This window comes from Desulfofundulus luciae (assembly GCF_030813795.1).
GTDB lineage: Bacteria > Bacillota > Desulfotomaculia > Desulfotomaculales > Desulfovirgulaceae > Desulfofundulus > Desulfofundulus luciae.
In genome coordinates this window covers 42,121-64,228 of the sequence record NZ_JAUSUX010000006.1, presented here as the reverse complement: position 1 = coordinate 64,228, position 22,108 = coordinate 42,121, and the positions used below count along the sequence as shown (strand labels likewise).

General features: G+C 57.8%; 18 protein-coding genes. 1 reads left to right on the top strand and 17 read right to left on the bottom strand.

What is annotated here, in order from left to right; translation table 11 throughout:
- Positions 1-11: 11 nt before the first annotated feature.
- The 7 genes from J2Z49_RS05170 to nifV form a co-directional block, all read right to left on the bottom strand.
- A complete protein-coding gene (locus J2Z49_RS05170; protein WP_307400458.1) occupies positions 12-2,477 on the bottom strand; it encodes a mannose-1-phosphate guanyltransferase in 2,466 nt (821 codons plus the stop codon).
- Between the two features lie 33 nt (positions 2,478-2,510).
- A complete protein-coding gene (locus tag J2Z49_RS05165; protein WP_307400457.1) occupies positions 2,511-3,758 on the bottom strand; it encodes a glycosyltransferase family 4 protein in 1,248 nt (415 codons plus the stop codon).
- Between the two features lie 141 nt (positions 3,759-3,899).
- Positions 3,900-4,274 (bottom strand): carbohydrate-binding protein, encoded by a 375-nt coding sequence (locus J2Z49_RS05160; protein ID WP_307400455.1) that lies wholly within the window; start codon positions 4,272-4,274, stop codon positions 3,900-3,902.
- A gap of 228 nt (positions 4,275-4,502) precedes the next feature.
- Positions 4,503-5,507, bottom strand: coding sequence for an isocitrate/isopropylmalate dehydrogenase family protein (locus tag J2Z49_RS05155; RefSeq protein WP_307400453.1), 1,005 nt, complete (start codon positions 5,505-5,507; stop codon positions 4,503-4,505).
- Between the two features lie 24 nt (positions 5,508-5,531).
- Positions 5,532-6,032, bottom strand: a complete 501-nt coding sequence (locus tag J2Z49_RS05150) for a 3-isopropylmalate dehydratase small subunit (RefSeq protein WP_307400452.1) — start codon at positions 6,030-6,032, stop codon at positions 5,532-5,534.
- Between the two features lie 24 nt (positions 6,033-6,056).
- Entirely contained in the window at positions 6,057-7,313 is a 1,257-nt protein-coding gene (locus J2Z49_RS05145) for a 3-isopropylmalate dehydratase large subunit (protein ID WP_307400450.1), read from the bottom strand.
- A gap of 7 nt (positions 7,314-7,320) precedes the next feature.
- On the bottom strand, positions 7,321-8,487 hold the full coding sequence (gene nifV, locus J2Z49_RS05140) for a homocitrate synthase (RefSeq protein ID WP_307400448.1): 1,167 nt from the start codon (positions 8,485-8,487) through the stop codon (positions 7,321-7,323).
- Positions 8,488-8,916: 429 nt separating this feature from the next.
- On the opposite strand from nifV, the gene J2Z49_RS05135 reads away from it, so the two are divergent.
- The gene (locus J2Z49_RS05135) at positions 8,917-10,167 is read left to right on the top strand and encodes an L-lactate MFS transporter (RefSeq protein ID WP_307400446.1); all 1,251 of its coding nucleotides are present in this window, start codon (positions 8,917-8,919) and stop codon (positions 10,165-10,167) included.
- A gap of 44 nt (positions 10,168-10,211) precedes the next feature.
- On the opposite strand, the gene gatB is transcribed toward J2Z49_RS05135, so the two are convergent.
- From gatB to hisH, 10 genes are all read right to left on the bottom strand, one after another.
- Complete coding sequence (gatB, locus tag J2Z49_RS05130; RefSeq protein ID WP_307400444.1) at positions 10,212-11,657, bottom strand: Asp-tRNA(Asn)/Glu-tRNA(Gln) amidotransferase subunit GatB; 1,446 nt, start codon at positions 11,655-11,657, stop codon at positions 10,212-10,214.
- Between the two features lie 15 nt (positions 11,658-11,672).
- On the bottom strand, positions 11,673-13,130 hold the full coding sequence (gene gatA, locus J2Z49_RS05125) for an Asp-tRNA(Asn)/Glu-tRNA(Gln) amidotransferase subunit GatA (protein ID WP_307400441.1): 1,458 nt from the start codon (positions 13,128-13,130) through the stop codon (positions 11,673-11,675).
- Between the two features lie 13 nt (positions 13,131-13,143).
- A complete protein-coding gene (gene gatC / locus J2Z49_RS05120; protein ID WP_307400439.1) occupies positions 13,144-13,425 on the bottom strand; it encodes an Asp-tRNA(Asn)/Glu-tRNA(Gln) amidotransferase subunit GatC in 282 nt (93 codons plus the stop codon).
- Positions 13,426-13,496: 71 nt separating this feature from the next.
- Positions 13,497-15,503 carry an NAD-dependent DNA ligase LigA gene (gene ligA / locus J2Z49_RS05115; protein ID WP_307400437.1) on the bottom strand — a complete coding sequence of 669 codons (2,007 nt, stop codon included), beginning with the start codon at positions 15,501-15,503 and terminating at the stop codon, positions 13,497-13,499.
- A gap of 23 nt (positions 15,504-15,526) precedes the next feature.
- Complete coding sequence (locus tag J2Z49_RS05110) at positions 15,527-16,387, bottom strand: lipid II flippase Amj family protein (RefSeq protein WP_307400435.1); 861 nt, start codon at positions 16,385-16,387, stop codon at positions 15,527-15,529.
- An 85-nt stretch (positions 16,388-16,472) separates the two neighbouring features.
- Positions 16,473-18,677 carry a DNA helicase PcrA gene (pcrA, locus tag J2Z49_RS05105; RefSeq protein ID WP_307400433.1) on the bottom strand — a complete coding sequence of 735 codons (2,205 nt, stop codon included), beginning with the start codon at positions 18,675-18,677 and terminating at the stop codon, positions 16,473-16,475.
- A gap of 470 nt (positions 18,678-19,147) precedes the next feature.
- A complete protein-coding gene (gene hisI / locus J2Z49_RS05100; RefSeq protein ID WP_307400431.1) occupies positions 19,148-19,918 on the bottom strand; it encodes a phosphoribosyl-AMP cyclohydrolase in 771 nt (256 codons plus the stop codon).
- A gap of 66 nt (positions 19,919-19,984) precedes the next feature.
- Positions 19,985-20,749, bottom strand: coding sequence for an imidazole glycerol phosphate synthase subunit HisF (gene hisF, locus J2Z49_RS05095; RefSeq protein WP_307400430.1), 765 nt, complete (start codon positions 20,747-20,749; stop codon positions 19,985-19,987).
- Positions 20,743-21,489 carry a 1-(5-phosphoribosyl)-5-[(5-phosphoribosylamino)methylideneamino]imidazole-4-carboxamide isomerase gene (gene hisA / locus J2Z49_RS05090; RefSeq protein ID WP_307400428.1) on the bottom strand — a complete coding sequence of 249 codons (747 nt, stop codon included), beginning with the start codon at positions 21,487-21,489 and terminating at the stop codon, positions 20,743-20,745. The genes hisF and hisA overlap by 7 nt, the downstream gene beginning before the upstream one ends.
- Positions 21,483-22,094 carry an imidazole glycerol phosphate synthase subunit HisH gene (gene hisH / locus J2Z49_RS05085; RefSeq protein WP_307400426.1) on the bottom strand — a complete coding sequence of 204 codons (612 nt, stop codon included), beginning with the start codon at positions 22,092-22,094 and terminating at the stop codon, positions 21,483-21,485. The genes hisA and hisH overlap by 7 nt, the downstream gene beginning before the upstream one ends.
- Positions 22,095-22,108: the final 14 nt, after the last annotated feature.

Below are 22,108 nucleotides of genomic sequence, written 5' to 3'. Positions count from 1 at the left end.
GGGGAGCTTTTTTAACCGGTAGCTTCGGCAGAAGCAATTTGACTTATTTTATCAATGTAAAAATCACTCAAGGACCGGGCGATTTCCATGGATGCTCCCTCGGTGAATACCCGGCAAACCGGTTCGTCGGGGTCCGGCAGGACCAGCGCCCATCCCTGGGGGTGAAAAACCTTGACACCATCCAGCAATTCCAGTTGTGCGGTGGGGGGATCTTCAATCAACCGCCGGATCACCCGGCCTTTAGCCTCCCAGGGCACGGGCACCTCCTTCTGGTCCATAAAAAAGGTGGGTATTTCATCTACCAGCTTACCGAGGGTAAGCCCGTTTTTGGCGGCAAACTCCAGGATGCGGATAAGCGCCCCCAGGGCATCAAAATTCAGGAGGAACTGGAACTCATCTTGTCCCAGCACTTTTTCCACAAAGTCCTGGACGGCCGTCTTGGTGCGTACCACCCGTCCCCGGTACTTTTCGGCAAGGGTATCAATGGCCCGCGGGGCCGTAACCGGGACTACCACCGGTCCTCCCCGGGCCCGGAGGATGATAAGCGCGATCAGGGCGGTAAGCAGGTTATCCTGGATTACCCGCCCCCGTTCATCCACCAGCACCAGCCGGTCGCCGCTGGCATCCAGGAGCGCCCCGGCCGAAGCACCCGTTTCCCGCACCCGCCGGCCCAAGAGGGGCAACACTTCCTGGTAATTCCGCCAGGCAGTGGAATGGGTGCCTGCCGGAAGGTCCAGGTTTTCCACTATAACGCCCAATCTTCCGGTCAGATGTTCCAGGAAGGGGCCCAAATTATCCCGGTCGTAGGCTACCACCAGCCGGAATCGCGCTTTCTCCAGCGCTGCCGGGTCGAGATCCCGCATCAGGGCTTCGATGTAACTTTCGGGAACGCCGGGAACAAACTCCGGGGGAAGGATGGCCTGCGGTTCAACCCGGTGGAAGTCTTCGCGCATGAGCAGGTTCTCCACCTTTCGCTCGACGTTGCGGGAAATGTTCCCGCCCTTGCCGTTGATAAAAATCATGGTCACATGGTCGGAGCGGTGGGGAGATAGCCGTACATGTACCCCTCCGGCCAGCGCCAGATGGCGCACGGCAAAACGCTGCATGGGGGTAATACCGGTACCCAGGTCCACCACCTGTGCGCCGGCCGACTGCAACCCGCAGGTCAGGGCGCTTTTAATCATCCGGGAAGCCGGGCAGGCATCGCTGCTTACAGCCAGGCGCACCCCCCGGCTGCCCATGGCCGAGGCAAAGGTCGCTCCTACCCGGCAGGCAAATTCCGGAGTTAATTCCACATTGACCAGGCCGCTTATCCCTTCAAGCCCGAAAATTTTCTTCGGATACCTGGTACCCCAGACCAGGCTGTTTTGGACAACGGTACCGTTTTCCACCAGTTTATGGGGCCATAACTTCACGCCTGGTTTGATTATGCTTCTTTCCTGGATCACCGAGTCACTGCCAATGACGGCTCCTTCATATACTGCCGCGTGCGCCTGCACCTGCACGCGGCTGGCTACGATGGCCCCCCTTAAGGCCGCCCCCGGCCCCGCATATACGTTGTTCCACAGAACGCTGCGCTTGATGGAGGCCCGTTCCTGGATTAAACAACCTTCTCCAAGGACGCTGAACGGATCTATCTTCGCGCCGGGACCGATGTAACACCCGCCTCCAATCAGGACCGGACCGGTAATGTGGGCGCCGGTACTGATATCCGCTCCGTCACCCACCCAAACTCCCGGTTGAATTTCCCGGCCCGGAATGGTAATTTTCACCCGGCCCGATAGAACGTCCTGATGGGCCTGTAAGTATTGCTGCAAGTTGCCTATGTCGCACCAGTAGCCCGGCAGCACCACGCCGAACAGCGGCTTTTTCTCCCGCAACAGTAGAGGAAAGAGGTCCTTGCTGAAGTCGACCATGCGGCCGGGTTCGATATATTCCAGGACTTCCGGTTCCAGCACGTAGATGCCTGTGTTTACCGTATCACTGAAGACTTCACCCCAGGCAGGTTTTTCTAGAAACTGGGTGATAAGCCCGTCGGGTCTGGTGATAACCACACCGTACTCCAGGGGACAGCTCACCCGGGTGAGCACCAGGGTGGCCATGGCTCCCTGCCGGCGGTGAAATTCAACGGCCCGGGATAGATCCAGGTCCGTAAGGGCGTCTCCACTGATCACCAGAAAAGTTTCATCCAGAAACTCCCGGGCATTCTTTACACTGCCCGCGGTGCCCAGGGGGGTTTCCTCGATGAAGTACTGCATGTTAATCCCGTGCCGGGCGCCGTTTCCGAAATAATCCCGGATCGCTTCCGGTATGTATTGCAGGGTTACCGCCACGTCGGTAAAACCGTGGGCTTTCAGCAGTTCCACAATGTGAGACATCATGGGCCGGTTGGCTACCGGCACCATGGGCTTGGGGCGGTTGCAGGTGAGGGGGCGCAGGCGGGAACCCTCTCCCCCGGCCATAATGATTGCTTTCATTTAATCCCTCCTGTTCTGGACTAAAAACCCGGGTTAGGCCCGGGCGAAGATTTTGGACATGCGGGTGAACAGACGGTTGCTACGCATGTACGGGCTGTACCATGGAACGTGGCGGTATTCATTCCACACCTGCCGGTAAACCCGCCTGGTGGCAAGGGCAATATCATGCCAGTTGAACTTTTCCTGCACCTTGCGAAAAGCCCGCTGGCACAGGTTCTGGGCCAGCCGGCGGTCCTGTAACAGCCAGACGATCATATCGGCCAGCGAACGGCTGTTGCCGGGGTAAAACTTTAAACCGTCCACTCCATGTTCCACAATTTCACTTAAGCCGCCGGTATCCGCCACAACCACCGGAGTCCGGGCGGCCATACCTTCCAGGGCGACAATGCCAAAGGGTTCGTACAGGCTGGGAAAGACGGCTACATCGGCCCAACTGTACAGGGTGTTCCGTACCTCGTCATCTATATACCCGGTAAAATAAACCCGCTGGGCAATGCCCAGGCTGGCGGCCTGGCGGTGCAGTTCTTCCGCGTAAGGGCCTTTGCCCGCAATAATAAATTTGGTCTGGGGATGCCGGGCTAGAATTTGCGGGGCGGCGTCTAAAAGGACTTGGACACCCTTTTCCCGCACCAGCCGTCCCACATAAAAAACGATGCGTTCGTCGGGCGCGGCGAACTGGTCCCTGGTTACCCGTATGGTGCGGGTGGCAAAATTGGCCGGATTAACCCCGTTGACGATGACCTCGATCTTATCATCCGGCACTTGAAAGACGTGATGCACCTCATTTTTCATGTACTGGCTGCAGCAGATCACTTTCCAGGCCTCGTACGTCAGCCACCATTCAATGTCACTAATATGTCGCTGGATATCATTATGTAAACCACAGTTGCGGCCGTATTCGGTGGCATGAATGGTGGCTACCAGGGGCAGGCGCCAGGCGTGTTTTAGGGCCCGGGCCGCATATGCCACCAGCCAGTCATGGGCATGGATGATATGTACCCCTCCCAATTCGGAGAAGAGCGGGATGGCCCGTTCCAGCATGGCTATGTTCAGTTGGGCAACCCAGGTGACAAAATGGGGGGCAGATATCTGGTAGGTATGAAAGCGGTGGACGTGTACGCCTTTTACTTGCTCGTAATCGGGAATACCGGGTGCCCCGCAGGTGAGCACGTGTACCTCCTCTCCAATTCCCACCAGGGCGCAGGACAGGTCGTAGACGTGCTGGGCCAGTCCCCCTACGGATTTAGGCGGGTATTCCCATGAAAGCATCAGGATGCGCAAAAAGTTTTTCCCTCCCTGCTCCGTTTTTTGGCTTTTACCCTAAAGTGAAATCCCTACCGGGCCCTGGCGGTAGGGATTTAAGAGGCAAATGGCAAGCTGTGCTTTAAAGCCAGTGGTGACCATAAAGCTTCCCTGGAAATTTTAAATCCGGCGCTGGCCGTTATGGATTTCGAAACTCCAGTTGAGCCCGTTATTGTTATCCCAGTTATAGGCGTTGTCCCGGAAACAGAAGTTGAAGCGACTTTCGTCGGGCATTTCCAGCGTTTTGACAAAACCCCATCCCGTGCGGGACATCCGCAAATCCTGGACGTTGTGCCAGTTCCGGGGGTCCCCGAATCCCACGTGCAGGTAAACCTGTTCGGCGCCGCTTTGGGCCAGCAATCCGTTGTAAAATACGGTGATCTCATCGTAGGCTGTGATCGGTGTGGGATCGACCACAACTCCTCCAGGGAAGCCGGCGTCGTGCATGGCTTTCAGCCGCCCCTCACCTTCCCCGAAATTGCTTGGATGCGCCAAACAACATCACCTCCTGGCTGTAACGGTAAGCGAAATCAGGCCACAGGCTTATTATTATGCCGGCTGACCTTTTTTATGCACATAACTTTTAGGCTCTTCTGCAGGTACTGATGCCCATCTTCGGCGGAGGCCAGCAATGGAAAAAAAAGCCCGCCAGGGGCCAGTGTTTCCGGCTCCGGCGGGCTTTTTCAGCTTCCTTAATGTCCTTAAAGTGCAGTACCCTGCATTTTAAGCATGCATTTTACTTATAATTGCATCGGCCATGTCACTGGTACCGGCATTGCCTCCCAGGTCGTAGGTCAGGGCCTGGCCCTCCCGCAGTACGGCCAGCACGGCCTCGTATATGCGGTTGGCCGCCTCATCTTCCCCCAGGTGCTGCAGCATCATTATGCCTGACAAAATCATGGCCAGGGGGTTAATGCGGTTCTTGCCGGCATGTTTGGGGGCGCTGCCGTGAACCGGCTCAAAGACCGCTACCTCGTGGCCGATGTTTGCTCCCGGGGCGACACCCAGGCCGCCCACCAGGCCGGCGCAGAGGTCGCTGACGATATCCCCGTACAGGTTGGGGAGCACCAGGACATCGTAGTTTTCCGGGGCCTGTACCAGTTTCATGCACATGGCGTCGACGATCATGTCTTCAAAGAAAATATCCGGGTATTCCCGGGCCACCTGCCGGGCGCATTCCAAAAACAGGCCATCGGTGAGCTTCATGATATTGGCCTTATGTACGGCGGTGACTTTTTTGCGCCCCTGTTTTCGAGCCAGCTCGAAGGCAAAGCGTGCAATGCGCTCCGAGGCCTGGCGGGTGATGATTTTGATGCTTTCGGCCGCATCCGGGCCCACCCGGTGTTCAATGCCCGCATAAAGGTCTTCCGTATTTTCCCTTACCACCACCAGGTCCACGTTCTGGTAACAGGTGACTATTCCAGGCAGGGTGCGGGCCGGGCGCACGTTGGCGTAAAGGTTTAATTCCTGGCGCAGGGTAACGTTTACGCTGCGAAAGCCTCCTCCCACCGGGGTGGTAATGGGTCCCTTTAAGGCTACCCGGTTCCGGTGGATGGAATCCAGTACATGCCCGGGTAGAGGAGTGCCGTACCTGGGGATCAATGCTTCCCCGGCTTCTACCACTTCCCATTCAATATTTGCACCGCTGGCATCGATAACCCGGCGGGCGGCCTGGGCAATTTCCGGGCCCACGCCGTCACCGGGGATCAGGGTTACTTTATGTGCCACCGCTTAATTCCTCCTAATGCTTGCCTAATCGAAATTAAAACCGCCGTATTTCCGGAAGTGGGCCACCAGGCCGCCATCGTTGAGGATTTTAATCATCACCGGGGGGAGGGGTTTGGCCGCAATGGTTAGGCCTTTCGTTTTGTTGGTAATCACGCCGGTGCTTAGGTCCACAACCAGCTCATCCCCCGGGTCGATCTGGTCGGTGTCGCATTCCACTACGGGCAGCCCCGTATTGATGGCGTTGCGGTAAAAAATGCGGGCAAAGGATTTGGCCAGCACGGCGGAAATGCGGGCGTGTTTAATGGCCAGGGGGGCCTGTTCCCGGGATGAGCCGCAGCCAAAATTACGGCCGGCCACGATGAAATCGCCCGCGTTAATCTTCCGGTAAAAGTCAGGGTCCAGGTCCTCCATGACATGTTTGGCCAGTTCCTGCATGTCCAGGGTTTTAAATTTATACTTACCCGAAATGATGTAGTCGGTATTTACGTCATTGCCAAATTTATGGGCCTTTCCCTGTAAAAGCATCCCGTCACCTACTTTATGTTCAGTTTAACCCAAAAACTCCCGCGGGTCGGTGATCCGTCCGGTGAGGGCCGAGGCTGCCACCGTGGCCGGGGAGGCCAGGTAAATAAAAGCTTTGCTGTTGCCCATGCGGCCTTTAAAGTTCCGGTTGGCCGTGGAGATTACATTCTCCCCATCGGAAGGCACGCCGTTATGGGTGCCCACGCAGGGCCCGCAGCCGGGGGTAACCACGGCGGCACCGCTTTCCACCAGGGTCTGGATGATTCCTTCCTGCATGGCCTGCAGGTAAATGCGCTTGGAAGCGGGTGCGACAATCAGGCGAACGTCCCGGTGGATGCGCTTTCCGGCCAGAATTTGGGCTGCGATGCGTAAATCCTCCAGCCGCCCGTTGGTGCAGGTGCCGATCACCGCCTGCTGGATGGGGGTTCCGGCCACCTCCGCCACCGGGCAGACGTTATCTACCCGGTGGGGCCGGGCCACCTGGGGTTCCAGGTTTGATACGTCATATTCCTTGATCCGGGCATAACGGGCATCAGGATCCGGGCTTACGGGGATGAACTGCCGGCGGGTAAACCGGGCCAGCCAGGCGAAGGTTTTTTCGTCGGCTTCCATTAAACCCGCCTTGGCCCCCATTTCAATGGCCATGTTGGCAATGGTAAAACGCCCGTCCATGGACAGGCCGGCTATAGCTTCACCGGTGTATTCCGCCGCCATGTAAGTGGCGCCGTCGGCTGTTACATCACCGATGAGATACAGAATAAGATCTTTGGCGTAAACCCCCCGGGGCAGGGTACCGTGACAGACAAACTTGAAGGTTTCAGGCACTTTAAACCACATCTGCCCCGAAATCAGGGCACCGGCCAGATCGGTGGAACCCACGCCTGTGGAAAAGGCATTGAGCGCCCCGTAGGTGCAGGTATGGGAATCGGCACCAATGACCAGGGTTCCGGGACCCACCCGCCCGCTTTCCGGCACCACCTGGTGACAGACACCTTCTCCAATGTCGTAAAGATGAATGCCCTTTTCCCGGGCGAACCGGCGCATCAACTGGTGCAAAGCCGATACCCCTTCATTGGGGCTCGGGGCACTGTGATCGATAACAAGGGCAACCCGGTCGGGATCAAAGACCTTTGAACCCCCCATTTCCTCGAAGGCCCGGATGGCCAGGGGGGAGGTACCGTCCTGACCCATGATGAAGTCAACCCGGGCCACCACAATATCGTTGGCATAGACCTCCTGACCGCTGTGACTGGAAAGAATTTTTTCAATGATGGTCTGACCCAAAGCGGATTCACTTCTTTCCAAAATAGTCTTCGTAGATATACATGAGCTCCTTGTCGAAGAGCGGCCGCTTTAAGGCTACACAGTAAGCACGTACTTTGGCCAGCAGCTCCTGGGCCCGGAATTCGCTCAGATGGATCCCATATTCGGCAAACTTGGCCTTCAGGGCGGCGGTTCCGGAATGTTTGCCGATCACGATCTGGCGCTCCAGGCCCACCTCTTCCGGATGGAAGGCCTCGTATGTCTTCGGGTTCTTCAGGGCGCCATCAGCGTGGATACCCGATTCATGGGCAAACATATTGGAGCCCACAATGGCCTTCCAGGCCGGCAGCTCCCGGCCGGAAGCCCGGGACACGTACTCGGCAATTTCCCGGAACATCTCGGTCTTGAATCCCAGAACAATGCCCATCAAGTGTTTCAAGGCCATGACCACTTCCTCCAGGGCGGCGTTTCCTGCCCGCTCACCCAGGCCGATCACGGTCACCCCCACGTGAGTAGCACCGGCCCTGACGCCGGCCAGGGCGTTGGCTGTGGCCATACCGAAGTCGTTATGGGTATGCATCTCAATATCTATGTCCACATGTTTAAGGATGGTTTGAATGCGCTCGTAGGTGGTGAAGGGATCCAGAATACCCACGGTATCGCAGTAGCGCAACCGGTCGGCACCGGCCTCCTTGGCCGCCCTGGCAAACTGGATCAGGAAATCCATGTCGGTGCGGGAGGCGTCTTCGGCGTTAACCGAGATATACATGCCTTCTTTCTTGGAAAACTCCACGGCCTTGACCATTTGCTCCAGCACCCATTCCCGGCTGGTTTGCAGCTTATATTTAATGTGGATATCCGAGGTAGAAATAGAAATGGCCACGGCATCTACCCCGCAGGCCAGGGAGGCTTCGATATCTTTGATTACCGGGCGGTTCCACCCCATAATGCTGGCTTTAAGGCCCGCCCTGCAAATTTCCTTAATGGCTTCCATTTCATCGCCGCCCATTACTGGGATGCCTGCTTCGATTTGGTGCACGCCAATTTCATCTAAAAACTTGGCTATGCGTACCTTCTCCCGGTTGGCAAAGACCACTCCTGCCGTCTGCTCGCCATCCCGCAGGGTGGTATCCACGATAATAATTTTCCTTTGCTCGTTTTTCCCGGTTTCTTTTTCAGTCAGTTTTTCACTCATTTTTTCACCCCTTGTTGTGTCCTTTTCCCGAAGGCCCGTAGCAAATTGCGACACAAAAATATACAGCTTTAATAATACCATGAAATTGGCTAACTGAAAAGCATTATTTAGACTGGCCCACGCTCACCCGGGTGCTTCCTCCCGGTGGCCATTCTCGGGCACCCAGCGGTCAAAATCCGGCTGCGGATAGAAAAACCGCCGGCAGGTGGGGGCCCTTTTGCTTTCTCTGAGCGAAAGCGAAGCCATTTAGTCGATGGTTTTGTCTTTTGCCGGAAAATTTATATTCTTACAAGGTTAAATGAAATACAATAAAAATGGCGGAGGGATGCCCCGGGGAGGGATGCCATGACCAGCAGAAACTCCCATCGTATTTAAAAGACAGTGCAGTAACAAGTGGGTTTAAACCAAATATGACCGGAGGTGTATCCCATGAATCAGCCCAACCAGCCCAGTTTGGCCCGGGCCTGGTCGGTTCCCCTTGCCGGCATGGGTATAAATCTGGCCCTGGGTGTATTGTACACCTGGAGTGTTTTTGCCGCGGCCCTCATTGATCAGTTGCATTGGACCAAAACCCAGTCTCAGTTTCCATATACCCTGGCCTGTGTGATGTTTGCCCTGTTCATGGTTCCGGCGGGGCGTATGGTGGATAAATTCGGCCCCCGGCTGGTGGCCACCATAGGTGGTATCCTGGCCGGTGCGGGTATGATCATCTCGGGAGTTACCCAGTCCCTGGCAGGCATTACTATCGGTTTTGGGCTAATCGTTGGTGCGGCCCTGGGGTTTGGATATGGCGCTCCCACACCGGCAGCGGTGAAATGGTTCCAGCCCCATAAGAAGGGACTGATTGCCGGTCTGGTGGTGGCCGGCTTCGGCCTGGCTTCGGTTTATACCGCCCCCATGACAAAGTATTTCCTGGCTAATTACGGTATTTCCCGAACCTTTATCTACGAAGGAATCATATTCTTAGCCGTTATTGTCATCCTGGCCCAGGTACTTGCCTTCCCGCCGCCGGGTTATGTGCCTTACGGCGGCCAGCCTCCCGCCACCAGGGCGGCCACCGCCGCCAGCTCCAAGTATGACTTCAGCCCCCGCGAGATGCTGGCCACACCCCAGTTTTACCTGCTCTGGCTGATGTTCTGCTTTGCCGCTTCGGCGGGGTTGCTGGTCATCGGCCACCTGGCCAAGATTGCCCAGATCCAGGGGGGAATCAACTGGGGCTTCGTGTTTGTGGCGGTGCTGGCCGTAGCCAATGCCGGCGGGCGCGTACTGGCCGGATGGTTGAGCGACCGGCTGGGCCGGACCAACACCATGCTTTTGGTGTTTGCCATTCAAGCGGCCAACATGCTGCTGTTTGCCTCCTACGAGAGTGCGGCAACCCTCTTTATTGGTTCGGTTCTCACCGGGATAGCTTACGGGGCCAACCTTTCCCTCTTCCCCTCGGCTACTTACGACTACTTCGGGTTGAAGAATGCCGGTATCAACTACGGCCTGGTCTTTACCGCCTGGGGTGCCGGTGCCCTCATCGGGCCAATCATTGCGGGGCGGGCGGCAGACCTTACCGGCGGCTACAATGCCAGCTACCTGATCTCTGCCGCCCTGCTGGTGGTGGCCGCCATCCTCAGCTTCGTCACCAAGCCGCCCATGAAACCGGTATCGGACGGGCAAGCAGTAAAGGTCTAGATTGGGGCGGGTTTTCACCCGCCCCTTACCATCAGGGTGAGCCTTTAACTGGAATGGAGTTTTTCCTTGAGCAGGCGGTTGACCAGCTCCGGGTTGGCTTTGCCCCGGGTGGCCTTCATTACCTGGCCCACCAGGAAGCCGAAGGCCCTGTCCTTTCCTTTCAGATAATCCTCCACCACCTTGGCGTTGCCGGCCAGCACTTCCTCCACTACGGCGGCAATGGCCCCCTCATCGGTAATCTGCACGAGCCCCTTTTCCTGCACAATCTGTTCCGGATCCTTGCCGGTGGCAAACATCTCTTCGAAGACCGTTTTGGCAATCTTTCCGCTGATGGTGCCCCTGTCCATCAGCTTGAGCATGTCGGTCAGCTGCCGGGGCGATACCTTGCACCGGGTAATGTCCATGTTATGGGCATTTAACAGGCGCGAGAGGTCCCCCATCATCCAGTTGCTGACCGCCTTGGCGTTGGGATAAAGGGCTACACACTCCTCAAAGTAATCGGCCATTTCCTTGGTGGCCGTAAGCACGGTGGCATCGTAGGCCGGGAGATCGTAGCGCTTGATGTAGCGGTTGCGCCGTTCGTCGGGAAGCTCGGGGAGTGTGGCCCGGATTTCCTCCACCCACCGCCGGTCAATCACCAGGGGTACCAGGTCCGGCTCGGGGAAATAGCGGTAATCGTGGGCTTCCTCCTTGCTGCGCATGGGCAGGGTTACCCCTTTGTTTTCATCCCAGGTGCGGGTCTCCTGGACGATGCGGCCGCCTTCCTGGAGCACGGCAATTTGCCGCTCTACTTCGTAGGCCAGGGCCCGCTGCAGCGCTTTAAAGGAGTTCATGTTTTTAATTTCCGTTTTCGTGCCGAATTCCCGGCTCCCCCTGGGGCGTACGGAAACGTTGGCATCGCAGCGTAGAGACCCTTCCTCCATTTTGCAGTCGGAAACTCCGGTGTACTGGATGATGGCCTTCAATTTTTCCAGGTAAGCCCGGGCCTCCTCGGGGGAACGCATATCCGGCTCGGAGACGATTTCAATGAGCGGCACCCCGGTGCGGTTGTAGTCTACCAGGGAATAGGGGGAGGTGGCAATGGTGCCCTGGTGGATCAGCTTGCCCGCATCCTCCTCCATGTGTATGCGGGTGATCCCGATGCGCTTGGTTTGCCCGTTCACTTCAATGTTCAGGTAGCCGTTTCTGGCCAGGGGCAGGTCGTACTGGGATATCTGGTAATTTTTGGGCAGATCCGGGTAATAGTAGTTTTTGCGGTCGAACTTGGAGTATTCGGCAATTTCGCAGTTCAGGGCTAGAGCAGCCCGGATGGCGTATTCCAGCACCTTTTTATTTAAAACCGGCAGCACCCCCGGCAACCCCAGGCAAACGGGGCAAACGTGGGTATTGGGGTCCCCCCCGAATTCCGTGGTGGACGGGCAAAAGATCTTGCTTTTTGTTTTTAATTCCACGTGCACTTCCAGGCCGATGATGGTTTCGTATTCAGTCAAAGCTTGCTTCCCTCCCTATAAAGACGGCCGGCGCCGGTGATAATCCGTGTGTTGCTCGAAGGTGTAGGCCACCCGCAAGAGGGTGCCCTCGCCAAATGGCCTGCCAATTAACTGCATGCCCACGGGTAACCCATCCACAAACCCCGCCGGGATGGATATTCCGGGCATACCGGCCAGGTTTACCGCCAGGGTGCAGATGTCGGACATGTACATCTGAAGGGGGTCGCCGGTCTTCTCTCCCCGCTTGAAGGCCGGGGACGGGGCGGTGGGAGCCAGGAGCACATCAAATTTTTCGAAGGCCCGGTCAAAATCCTGCTTGATTAAGGTGCGCACCTTCAAGGCCTTTAAGTAGTAGGCGTCGTAGTAGCCTGCGGACAGGGCGTACGTGCCCAGCATAATGCGCCGTTTTACTTCCTGGCCGAAGCCCTGGCTGCGTGTCTTCATGAACATGTCCACCACATCCCGGGCGTCCTCCGCCCGGTAGCCGTAACGGACGCCGTCATAACGGGCCAGGTTGGAGCTGGCTTCTGCCGGGGCAATTAAATAATAAGTGGGCAGGGCGTAACGGCTGTGGGGCAAACTGGTTTCTTCAATTTCCGCCCCCAGGGAGGCCAGCAACCCGGTGGCCTGTCCAATGATCTCCTTTACGGCGGGGTCAATGCCCTCCCCCATGTATTCCCGGGGTACGCCGATTTTCAGGCCCTTCACGTCATCCCTCAAGCAGGATGTGAAGTCGGGGATGTCCCCTGGCGCCGAGGTGGAATCCAGGGGATCGTGCCCGCAAATGGCGTTTAACATGAGGGCACAGTCGGTGACATCCCGGGTAAAGGGCCCGATTTGATCCAGGGAGGAGGCAAAGGCCACCAGCCCGTAGCGGGAAACGGCCCCGTAGGTGGGTTTTAATCCCACCACCCCGCAAAACGCCGCCGGCTGGCGGATGGAGCCGCCCGTATCGGAACCCAGGGCGGTAATGGTTTCCCCTGCCGCTACCGCCGCGGCGGAGCCGCCGCTTGACCCGCCGGGTACCCTATCCGGATCCCAGGGGTTGGCGGTCACAAAATAGCCCGAGTTTTCCGTGGAAGAACCCATGGCAAACTCGTCCATATTTGTCTTGCCCACCATTACTGTGCCGGCGGCCTCCAGCTTTTCCACCACCGTGGCGTTGTAGGGGGGCACAAAGTTGTAGAGAATTTTCGAGGAGCAGGTGGTGCGTACACCGCGGGTGCACATGTTGTCCTTGATGGCTACCGGAATGCCGGCCAGGGGTGGGACTTCTTCCCCGGCGGCAATTTTACGGTCGATCTCCCGTGCCCGGGCAAAGGCCCTGTCCCTGGTCAGGGTGACATAGGCTTTGATTTTGTCTTCTACGGCATCAATACGGTCAAAAACTGCGCGGCAAATTTCCTCGGCGCTGATTTCCTTTTTGACGAGCAAATCGTGCAGTTCGTGGGCGGTGAGGTAGTACAGCTCCAACAAAATTCCCTCCTTAAACTATCCGCGGCACTTTGAAGAATTGGCCTTCCCTTTCCGGGGCGTTGGCCAGTACCTCTTCGGGCGGCAGGTGTTCACCCACTTCATCTTCCCGCCAGACGTTTTTCAGGGGCAGCACGTGGGCGGTGGGCGGGATGTCGTCGGTGTTCAGTTCGTTGAGCATCTGGGCGTATTCCAGGATGGCGTTCAACTGTTTGGTGTACATTTGCTTTTCTTCTTCGCTCAATTCCAGGCGGGCCAGAAGGGCTACATGCTCCACGTCCTTGATGGTTATCATACCAGCACCTTCCTTACTTTCAAGACTTTAAATGACAATATTATAGCGCTCCATGGGGGAGGTTGCAACTTTCACTGCCCCACCAGCCGGCGAAAGTCTTCTTCCCGCAGGATGGGGATGCCCAGGGCCAGGGCCCTGTCGTATTTGCTGCCGGGATTTTCCCCTACCACCACATAATCGGTTTTCCTGCTCACACTGGAGCTCACGCGCCCGCCCAGGCGCTCAATCAGTTCCTGGGCCTCCTGCCGGGTGAAATGCGCAAGGCTGCCGGTGAGGACGAAAACTTTGCCCGCCAGGGGTTTGTCGCCGGGCTCTTCTTCTGCCTCTTCCCGGGTATTAACACCGGCGGCGGCAAGTTTTTCCAGCACCCGGCGGTTTTGTTCCTGGGCAAAAAAGGTTATCACGCTTTCGGCAATCTTGGGGCCGATTTCCGGAATTGCTACCAGTTCTTCATAAGTGGCCCGGGAGAGCCGGTCCAGGAAACCGAAGCGCTGGGCTAAAATGCGCGCGGCCCTTTCCCCCACGTGCCGGATGCCCAGGGCAAAAATCAGGCGGTACAGGGGGTTGGACTTGCTTTTTTCAATGGCCTCCAGGAGGTTCTGGGCCGATTTTTTGCCCAGGCGCTCCAGGGGTACCAGGTCCTCCAGGCGCAGGGTGTAAAGATCTGCCGGATCCCGCACGAGTCCCGCTGACAGCAACTGGCCGATTACCGCCGGCCCCAGGCCGGCAATATCCATGGCATTGCGGGAAGCAAAGTGGATCAATCCCTCCCGCAGCCGGGCCGGGCAGGCGATGTTGGTGCAGCGGGTTCCCGCTTCTCCCGGGGGACGGACAGCCTCCGCGCCGCATTCGGGACAGCGGCGGGGCATGACAAAGGGTTTTTCGTCTCCGGTGCGCTCTTCCGGGATTACCGCGACCACTTCCGGAATAACATCGCCGGCCTTTTGTACAATTACCGTGTCCCCGATCCGGATGTCCTTCTCCTTGATTATGTCCTCGTTATGCAGGGTGGCCCGGCTGACGGTGGTGCCGGCCAGGCGGACCGGTTCTAAAATGGCGGTGGGAGTCAGGACTCCGGTACGCCCCACCCGCAGGATAATGTCCCGCACTTTAGTTTTGGCCTGTTCGGCTGGAAACTTGAAGGCAATGGCCCAGCGGGGGCTCTTCATGGTGGCACCGAGCCGGGCCTGCTGATCCAGGGAGTTGACTTTAATGACCAGGCCGTCAATGACATAGGGGAGGTTAAAGCGCTCTTCCTGCCACCGGTTGCAGTAATCAATCACCGCCTGGATATCGGGCAAAAGGCGGTGATGGGGATTGACGGGAAAGCCCAGCTCCTTGAGCAGGGCCAGGGTTTCGGCATGGGTATTTACACTAACCCCCTCGATCTCCCCGATCCCGTAGACAAAGATGCTCAGTTGCCGGGAGGCTGTTACGGCCGGGTCCAGCTGGCGCAGGCTGCCCGCAGCGGCGTTGCGCGGGTTGGCAAAGAGGGGCTCGCCCGCTTCTTCCCGGCTTTCATTTAGACGCATAAAGGCCTCTTTGGACATGTAGACTTCACCCCGCACTTCCAGCAGGGGAACGGGGCGGCGCAGGCGCAGGGGGACGGCCCGGATGGTTTTCAAGTTGGCGGTTATGTCCTCGCCGGTCTCCCCATCCCCCCGGGTGGCCCCGGTAACCAGCAGGCCGTTTTCATAGCGCAGGGAAACGGCCAGCCCGTCTATTTTCAGCTCCACCACATATTCCACCGGTTCCCCGGGCAGGGCGGAACGCACCCGGCGGTCAAAATCCCGCAACTCTCCCTCATCGAAAGCGTTGGCCAGGCTGAGCATGGGGGTACGGTGGCGCACGGTGGCAAAACCTTCCCGGGGTTGTCCCCCCACCCGCTGGTTGGGTGAATCCGGGGTGACCAGGGACGGGTATTTGCTTTCCAGTTTGATCAGTTCCCGCATCAACGCGTCGTAGCGCTCGTCGGAAATTACCGGGTCGTCCAGCACATAGTAACGGTAATTGTGGTATTCAATTTCCCGGCGCAGCTCCTCAATCCGCTGGCGGGCTCTTTCCAAGGCGCTGTCCAAAAAGTACACCCCCAAGAACTGGATCAGGTAATCAGTTCGGCCACAAAGCGGATCACCAGTGCCCCGGGAACAAAGAGGGCCTGGGCCAACAACGTGCCCGCAAGTCTGGTCAGGGCAAGGAAGACGGCCATTTGCTTCACATCTTCCTCCGGGCGCACCCCACGCATGGCCTGGTCGGTGATCATGGCTGCCGTGGGATCCACCACGGTGGCCGCCAGAACGGCGGCCACGCCGTTGACAATTCCCGAAGTAAGGGTGGCCGTGGACCGGAACTGGGGTATCAACGCCCCCGCATACAGGGCCGAGAGCACACCGGTGGTCCAGATGCCGGTGATTAAAATATTGGCCACCAGGAAGTACCGGGGTATGTTCAGCGGCCCCCGCAGGGCGTCCTGGAAACGGCCCACTCCCGGTAGTTTGACCTTTCTGGCCATGGCTAAAAGCTGCCGGGGGGAGAGGATCATTTTTAAGAACATGCGGGGTACCGAACCCAGGTCCTCCAGGAGCATTATCCCCCGGGTGAATATCCGGACGAAGGTGGGGATAAAAAGCCCCCCCAGGATGGTTCCTCCGGTGGCGGCCAGGATGACCAGGCGGATTTCCATGTTTAACCTGGCAAGCTGGGCCTGGTAGTAGGGATCGGCCAGGATGTCCCCGCCGCCGGCGTGACTTAAGCCGGCGTTAATGGCGTGTTCCACAATGGAGGACATCAGGGGTGCCTGAATCAGGTTGGCCGTGCTGGCAATGAGAAAGATCACCTGGAAAAGGGACAGGGCCGTGGCCAGGCGCTGGGTGCGCACCCCGGCCAGGCGTACGGAATAAATAAGGGTATTGATCATGTGAATGATGGCCGTTAACAGGGCCACAATCAGCAAACGGGTCATATGAGCCTCCGCAGGACGCGACGCAAATCTAACCGGCGCTGGTTTCCCTTGTCTTTATTATTGCCGGGAAAATTATGGATCAGACTTAAACCCGTTCCAGGGGGGCGTAGCGGGCCAGGAGGATTTTGGTGCCCAGGTTGGGAAATTCCACCTGTAATTCGGCGTTTTCCCCGTGTCCTCTTACGTTGACCACCGTACCCTGCCCCCATTTGCGGTGCCTGACCCGGTCACCGGGGCTGAAGGCGTACCCTGGAGCCTGCTCCCGGACGGGCGGGAGCATACCGGGTTCCCTGTCTTTGCCTGCTCCCCGGAGCAGTCCGGCCCCGCCCGGGGCGGGTTTTGGCCGCCCTTCCCCATTCCCGCTATCGAGGGGGTCATCGACCGTAACCAGGTGGGGCGGTATCTCTTCCAGAAAACGGGACGGGTCGTTGTGCCGGGTGGCACCGTACAGGGTGCGCTGCCAGCAGTGAGTTAAATATAGCCGTTCCCTGGCCCGGGTAATGCCTACGTAGCAGAGGCGCCTTTCCTCCTCCAGTTCCGCCGGCTCAACGAGGGAACGGGAGTGCGGGAAAACCCCCTCCTCCATCCCCACCAGGAAGACCACCGGGAACTCCAGCCCCTTGGCGCTGTGCAGGGTCATCAGCACCACCTGGTCGGCTTCCTCGTCGTAGCGGTCTATGTCGCTCACCAGGGAAAGCTCGGCCAGAAAGGCGCTCAAGGTTCGTTCCCCGGCCTGGCGGTCGAAGTCCTGGGTCACCGAGAGGAATTCCTTCAGGTTTTCCTGCCGGGTGCGGGATTCCACCGTATTTTCGGTCAGGAGCTCCTGCCAGTATCCCGACCGCTGGAGCACTTCCCAGGCCAGACCGGTTACGGTTAACTCGCCCTGGTGTTCATAAAGCCAGCCAAAGAGGCGGGCCAGTTCCATGCAGGCCGCCCGTACGCTTTTGGTCAGGCCGGGTATTTCCTCCGCCCGGGCCAGGGCCTCCAGTACCGGAATTTCTCTGGCCGCACTGAAGGCAAGCAGTCTATTAAAGGAAGCCTCCCCGATGCCCCGCCGTGGTACGTTAATAATGCGCCTTAAACTTACCGTGTCTGACGGGTTCACCACCAGCCGGAGGTAGGCCAGCAGGTCCTTGATTTCCTTGCGGTCGTAGAAACGCAGGCCGCCCACAATGGTGTAGGGAATCCCCCGGTGCAGCAAAATTTCCTCCAGCACCCGGGACATGGCGTGGGTGCGGTAAAGCACCGCCATATCCCGGTAGGGCACTCCCAGGCGGTGGAGCCGGGTGATACGGTCGGCCACGAAATCGGCCTCGGCCCGCTCGTCGTGGGCCAGGTAAACCACCACCGGGTTCCCCGCACCGGCGGCCGTCCAGAGCCTTTTTTCCTTGCGCCCCCGGTTGCGCCGGATGACGTGATTGGCGGCATCCAGAATGGTCTGGGTGGAGCGGTAGTTTTGCTCCAGTTTGACCACCTTTGCGTCGGGGTAGTCTTTTTCAAAGTCGAGGATGTTCTGGATATTCGCCCCACGCCAGCTATAAATACCCTGATCCGGATCCCCCACCACGCAGAGGTTACGGTGCTCCCGGGCCAGGAGGTTCACCAGCACGTACTGGGCGTGGTTGGTGTCCTGGTACTCGTCCACCAGGATATAACGAAAACGGTTCTGATAATAGCGTAAGACCGCGGGGTTTTCCCGGAACAGGCGCACCGTGAGCATGATCAGGTCGTCAAAATCCAGGGCGTTGTTGCGGAATAGCTTGTCCTGGTACAGGGCGTAAATACGGGCCACATGACGGGAATAGAAATCAAAGGCCTCGTCCTGGTAAGCATCGGGTCCTAACAGTTTATTTTTCGCTCCGGAAATGACCGCGGCCACGGCCCGGGGTGGAAACCTTTTCTCATCCAGGTTTAATTCTTTCAGGCAATCTTTCAGAACCGTTTGCTGGTCATGCTCATCGTAAACCACAAAATTCTCGGAGTAGCCCAGAAAACGGGCTTGCTTGCGCAGGATGCGCAGGCAGGCCGAATGGAAGGTGGAAACCCACAGGTCCCGCGCTACATGGGGAACCATGGTCTGGACCCGTTCCTTCATTTCCCGGGCCGCCTTGTTGGTAAAGGTGATGGCCAGGATATGGTGCGGGTCCACCCCCTGCTGCAGGAGATAGGCGATACGGGTGGTCAGTACCCGGGTTTTACCGCTGCCCGCGCCCGCCAGCACTAAAAGGGGCCCGTCTTTGTGCTGCACTGCTTCTTTTTGGGCTTCATTCAGGTTTTTCAACAGGTCCATTTGCCGATCACTTCCCATCCAGGGTGCATTATACCACAGGCCCTGGTCTTTCGGTACCACTGCAAAAGAAAAACCCGGCGTATTTAACAACAAGACCGGGGAAATTTTTATTAGTCATGTCGGAAGGCTCGTTGTTCTACAACAGAACCAAAGCTTGTCTGTGATGAGGCACGGCGTTGTCCACGCTCACTCCAGTGCTCCGCGCCGACAGTACCACGGTTCGCTTCGGGCCGGCTCTGGCTCTCTGCGGATTACCATCGTCACCGCTGTCTTTCAGTCGTCTTCAAACTGCCCGATGTGTTCCAATAGGTGTTCTTCCGTTTGATTGCGTTTGGTGTCCTCGAGAGCCGAGCCGGCGGCCTCGCTTCACCGGGTACTGTTACCGGCGCTCCGCAAAGTCGTTCGCTCAGGACAACGCCATGCCTTCAAAGACTGAACTGCTTATATGCAGTTCAGCCGGGAAACTCCAGTTAATCGTCCTTCCGCCGCTCGGCCAGTTCAGCAAACACCTCTGCCGGCGTAATGCCCTGTTCGGCCAGGATTACCAGCAGGTGGTAAAGGACATCGGCGCTTTCCTCGACAACCTCTTCCCGGTCCCGGTTCTTGGCCTCGATGATCAGTTCGGTGGTCTCTTCCCCCAGCTTTTCGAGCATTTTGTCCAGGCCCTTGTTGAAGAGTTTGGCGGTATAGGAACCGGGGGGACGTTTTTCCTGCCGTTCCTTGATTACCTGGAACAGTTCCTCCAGTATCAAGGCATTAACCGCTGGAGCTTTTTTTTCATCACCTTCGTGCCCCAGTGCAGGTGCGCCACCGCTATCTTCTGCCGCCGGCGGGTTATCCTCCGGCTGGGATTTGGGGCCGTAAACCTCTTCCGGGTTAAACTGCTGCTCCCCAATCACTTCCGTTTGCCCTGTTTCCGGATTAATGCGGTAGTGGAAGCAGGTGTAATAACCTTCGTGGCAGGCGGCTCCCGTTTGCTTCACCTTGACCAGCAGGGTGTCCCGGTCGCAATCGTAGGTTATCTCCTGCACCTTTTGCACGTTGCCGGAGGTTTCCCCCTTGTGCCACAACTTTTGCCGGCTACGGCTCCAAAACCAGGTTTCCCCGGTGGCCAGGGTTTTTTCCAGCGCTTCCTTGTTCATGTAGGCCATCATCAACACTATATTGGTATCGGTGTCCTGGATGATGGCCGGGATCAAACCGGCACCGTCGTATTTCAAACAACTGGCGTCAAAGGTCATAGGTTTATCCTCCTGTTTTTTTAATATGCCGCGATTATATGCCGCGTAAATGCCGTGTACCTTTACCTAGCAGGGCAGCCGTACGGGGACACCCCGTTCCTTGAGGTACTCCTTAACCTGGCGGATGGAGTACTCACCAAAATGGAAGATGGAAGCCGCCAGGGCAGCATCGGCCTCGCCGGTGGTCAGCCCCTGGGCAATATGTTCTAAAGTTCCCACCCCACCGGAAGCAATTACCGGTATGTTTACCGCCCGGGCCACGGTACGGGTTAGTTCAAGGTCATAGCCGTCTTTGGTGCCGTCCCTGTCCATACTGGTGAGCAGGATTTCCCCTGCCCCCAGTGCTTCCACCTGCCTGGCCCAATGGATGGCGTCGATGCCGGTGGGGGTACGTCCGCCGTGTATGTACACTTCCCATTTTGCTTCACCAACCCGGCGGGCATCAATGGCCACCACAATGCATTGACTGCCAAATCGCTGGGCCGCTTCCGCCACCAGCCGGGGGTTTTTTACCGCCGCAGTATTTATGGACACCTTGTCGGCTCCTGCAGACAGGATGGCCCGGATGTCATCCAGGGAGCTAATCCCGCCGCCCACGGTAAAAGGGATGAATACTTCTCCCGCCGTGCGGTAAACCATGTCCAGGACCGTTTTGCGGCCCCTGGCCGAGGCGGTAATATCTAAGAAGACCAGTTCGTCGGCCCCTTCCCGGTCATAAAGAGCAGCCAGCTCCACGGGATCCCCGGCGTCCCGCAGGTTTAGAAAATTGGTTCCCTTCACCACCCGGCCATCGGTGACGTCCAAACAGGGGATGATGCGTTTGGTCAGCACACCTGTTCCTCCAATTCCTCCCGGGCAATGTTCAGGGCATCCCGCAAATTTATAGTGCCGGCATAAAGGGCCTTGCCGATAATCACCGCTTCCACCCCCAGGGGTTCCATGGCCTTCAGTGCCCGCAGGTCGGCCAGACTGGAAACTCCCCCGGATGCAATGATCTTGAGCTGCGTGGACCGGGCCACTTCTTCCACCACGGCCAGGTTCGGGCCTTTCAGTGTACCGTCCCGCCAGATGTCGGTAAACACCACCCGTTTGACACCCAGGCCTTTCATCTCGGCGGCCAGTTCCAGGGCGTTCTTTTCGGCCGTAACTCCCCAGCCTTCAATGGCCACTTTGCCGTTGCGGGCATCAATGCCCACCACAATGGACTCGCCGTAACGGGTACAGGCTTCGGCCACCATACCGGGATTGATAATGGCCACCGTGCCCAGGATTACCCGGGCAGCCCCCAGCTCCAGCAGTTGTTCAATTACCGCCATGTCCCGGATACCCCCTCCCACCTGCACGGGTATGCGAACGGCGGAAAGGATGCCCCGGATCATGTCCCAGTTTTTGGGCTCGCCGGTAAAGGCTCCATCCAGATCCACCACGTGCAGCCAGCGGGCGCCCTGGTCTTCCCAAAGGCGGGCTACGGCGACGGGATCATCGGAATAAACCGTTTCCCTGTCAAGCCGGCCCTCCACCAGGCGTACACATTTACCTGCCCGCAGGTCAATTGCCGGGATAATTAACATTTGGCCACCAACTCCCCAAAGTTTTGCAGAATTTTTAGCCCCAGGGTGCTGCTCTTTTCCGGGTGAAACTGGATGCCAAAAACGTTACCCCGATTGACCATGGAGGTAAAGGGCTGACCGTAGGTAGTTACCCCCGCCACCAGGTCCTGGTCCCCCGGGTCTACATAATATGAATGAACGAAATAAAAAGTTGCTCCGTCAGGAATTCCCCGGGTCAGGGAAATCTCCTTCTGGAAAAATACCTGGTTCCACCCCATGTGGGGGATTTTAACCTCCCAGTGAATACGGCGCACCCGGCCGGGGAAAATACCCAGGCCCGGTGTCGAGCCAAACTCCTCACTCGTTTCAAACAGGAGCTGCAGCCCCAGGCAGATGCCCAAAAAGGGTTTGCCTCCGGCGATGGCCTCTTTCACCGCCTGGTCCAGGCCGGCGGCTATAAGATTGTCCATGGCATCCCGGAAGGCTCCCACTCCCGGCAGGACCACTCCCCGGGCCTGTCCTACCCGGGCCGGATCCTGCACCACCTCGGCTCCAAACCCCACTCTCTCAAAGGCTTTCTGTACACTGCGCAGGTTCCCCATCCCGTAATCAATGATGGCAATCAAAACTCTCGTCCCCT

Excerpts from the sequence above, each read along its gene's own strand:
- J2Z49_RS05170 (WP_307400458.1), bottom strand. The coding sequence starts at position 2,477 with ATGAAAGCAATCATTATGGCCGGGGGAGAGGGTTCCCGCCTGCGCCCC.
- J2Z49_RS05150 (WP_307400452.1), bottom strand. The coding sequence starts at position 6,032 with ATGCTTTTACAGGGAAAGGCCCATAAATTTGGCAATGACGTAAATACC.
- nifV (WP_307400448.1), bottom strand. The coding sequence starts at position 8,487 with ATGAGTGAAAAACTGACTGAAAAAGAAACCGGGAAAAACGAGCAAAGG.
- J2Z49_RS05135 (WP_307400446.1), top strand. The coding sequence starts at position 8,917 with ATGAATCAGCCCAACCAGCCCAGTTTGGCCCGGGCCTGGTCGGTTCCC.
- gatC (WP_307400439.1), bottom strand. The coding sequence starts at position 13,425 with ATGATAACCATCAAGGACGTGGAGCATGTAGCCCTTCTGGCCCGCCTG.
- J2Z49_RS05110 (WP_307400435.1), bottom strand. The coding sequence starts at position 16,387 with ATGACCCGTTTGCTGATTGTGGCCCTGTTAACGGCCATCATTCACATG.
- pcrA (WP_307400433.1), bottom strand. The coding sequence starts at position 18,677 with ATGGACCTGTTGAAAAACCTGAATGAAGCCCAAAAAGAAGCAGTGCAG.
- hisI (WP_307400431.1), bottom strand. The coding sequence starts at position 19,918 with ATGACCTTTGACGCCAGTTGTTTGAAATACGACGGTGCCGGTTTGATC.
- hisA (WP_307400428.1), bottom strand. The coding sequence starts at position 21,489 with ATGTTAATTATCCCGGCAATTGACCTGCGGGCAGGTAAATGTGTACGC.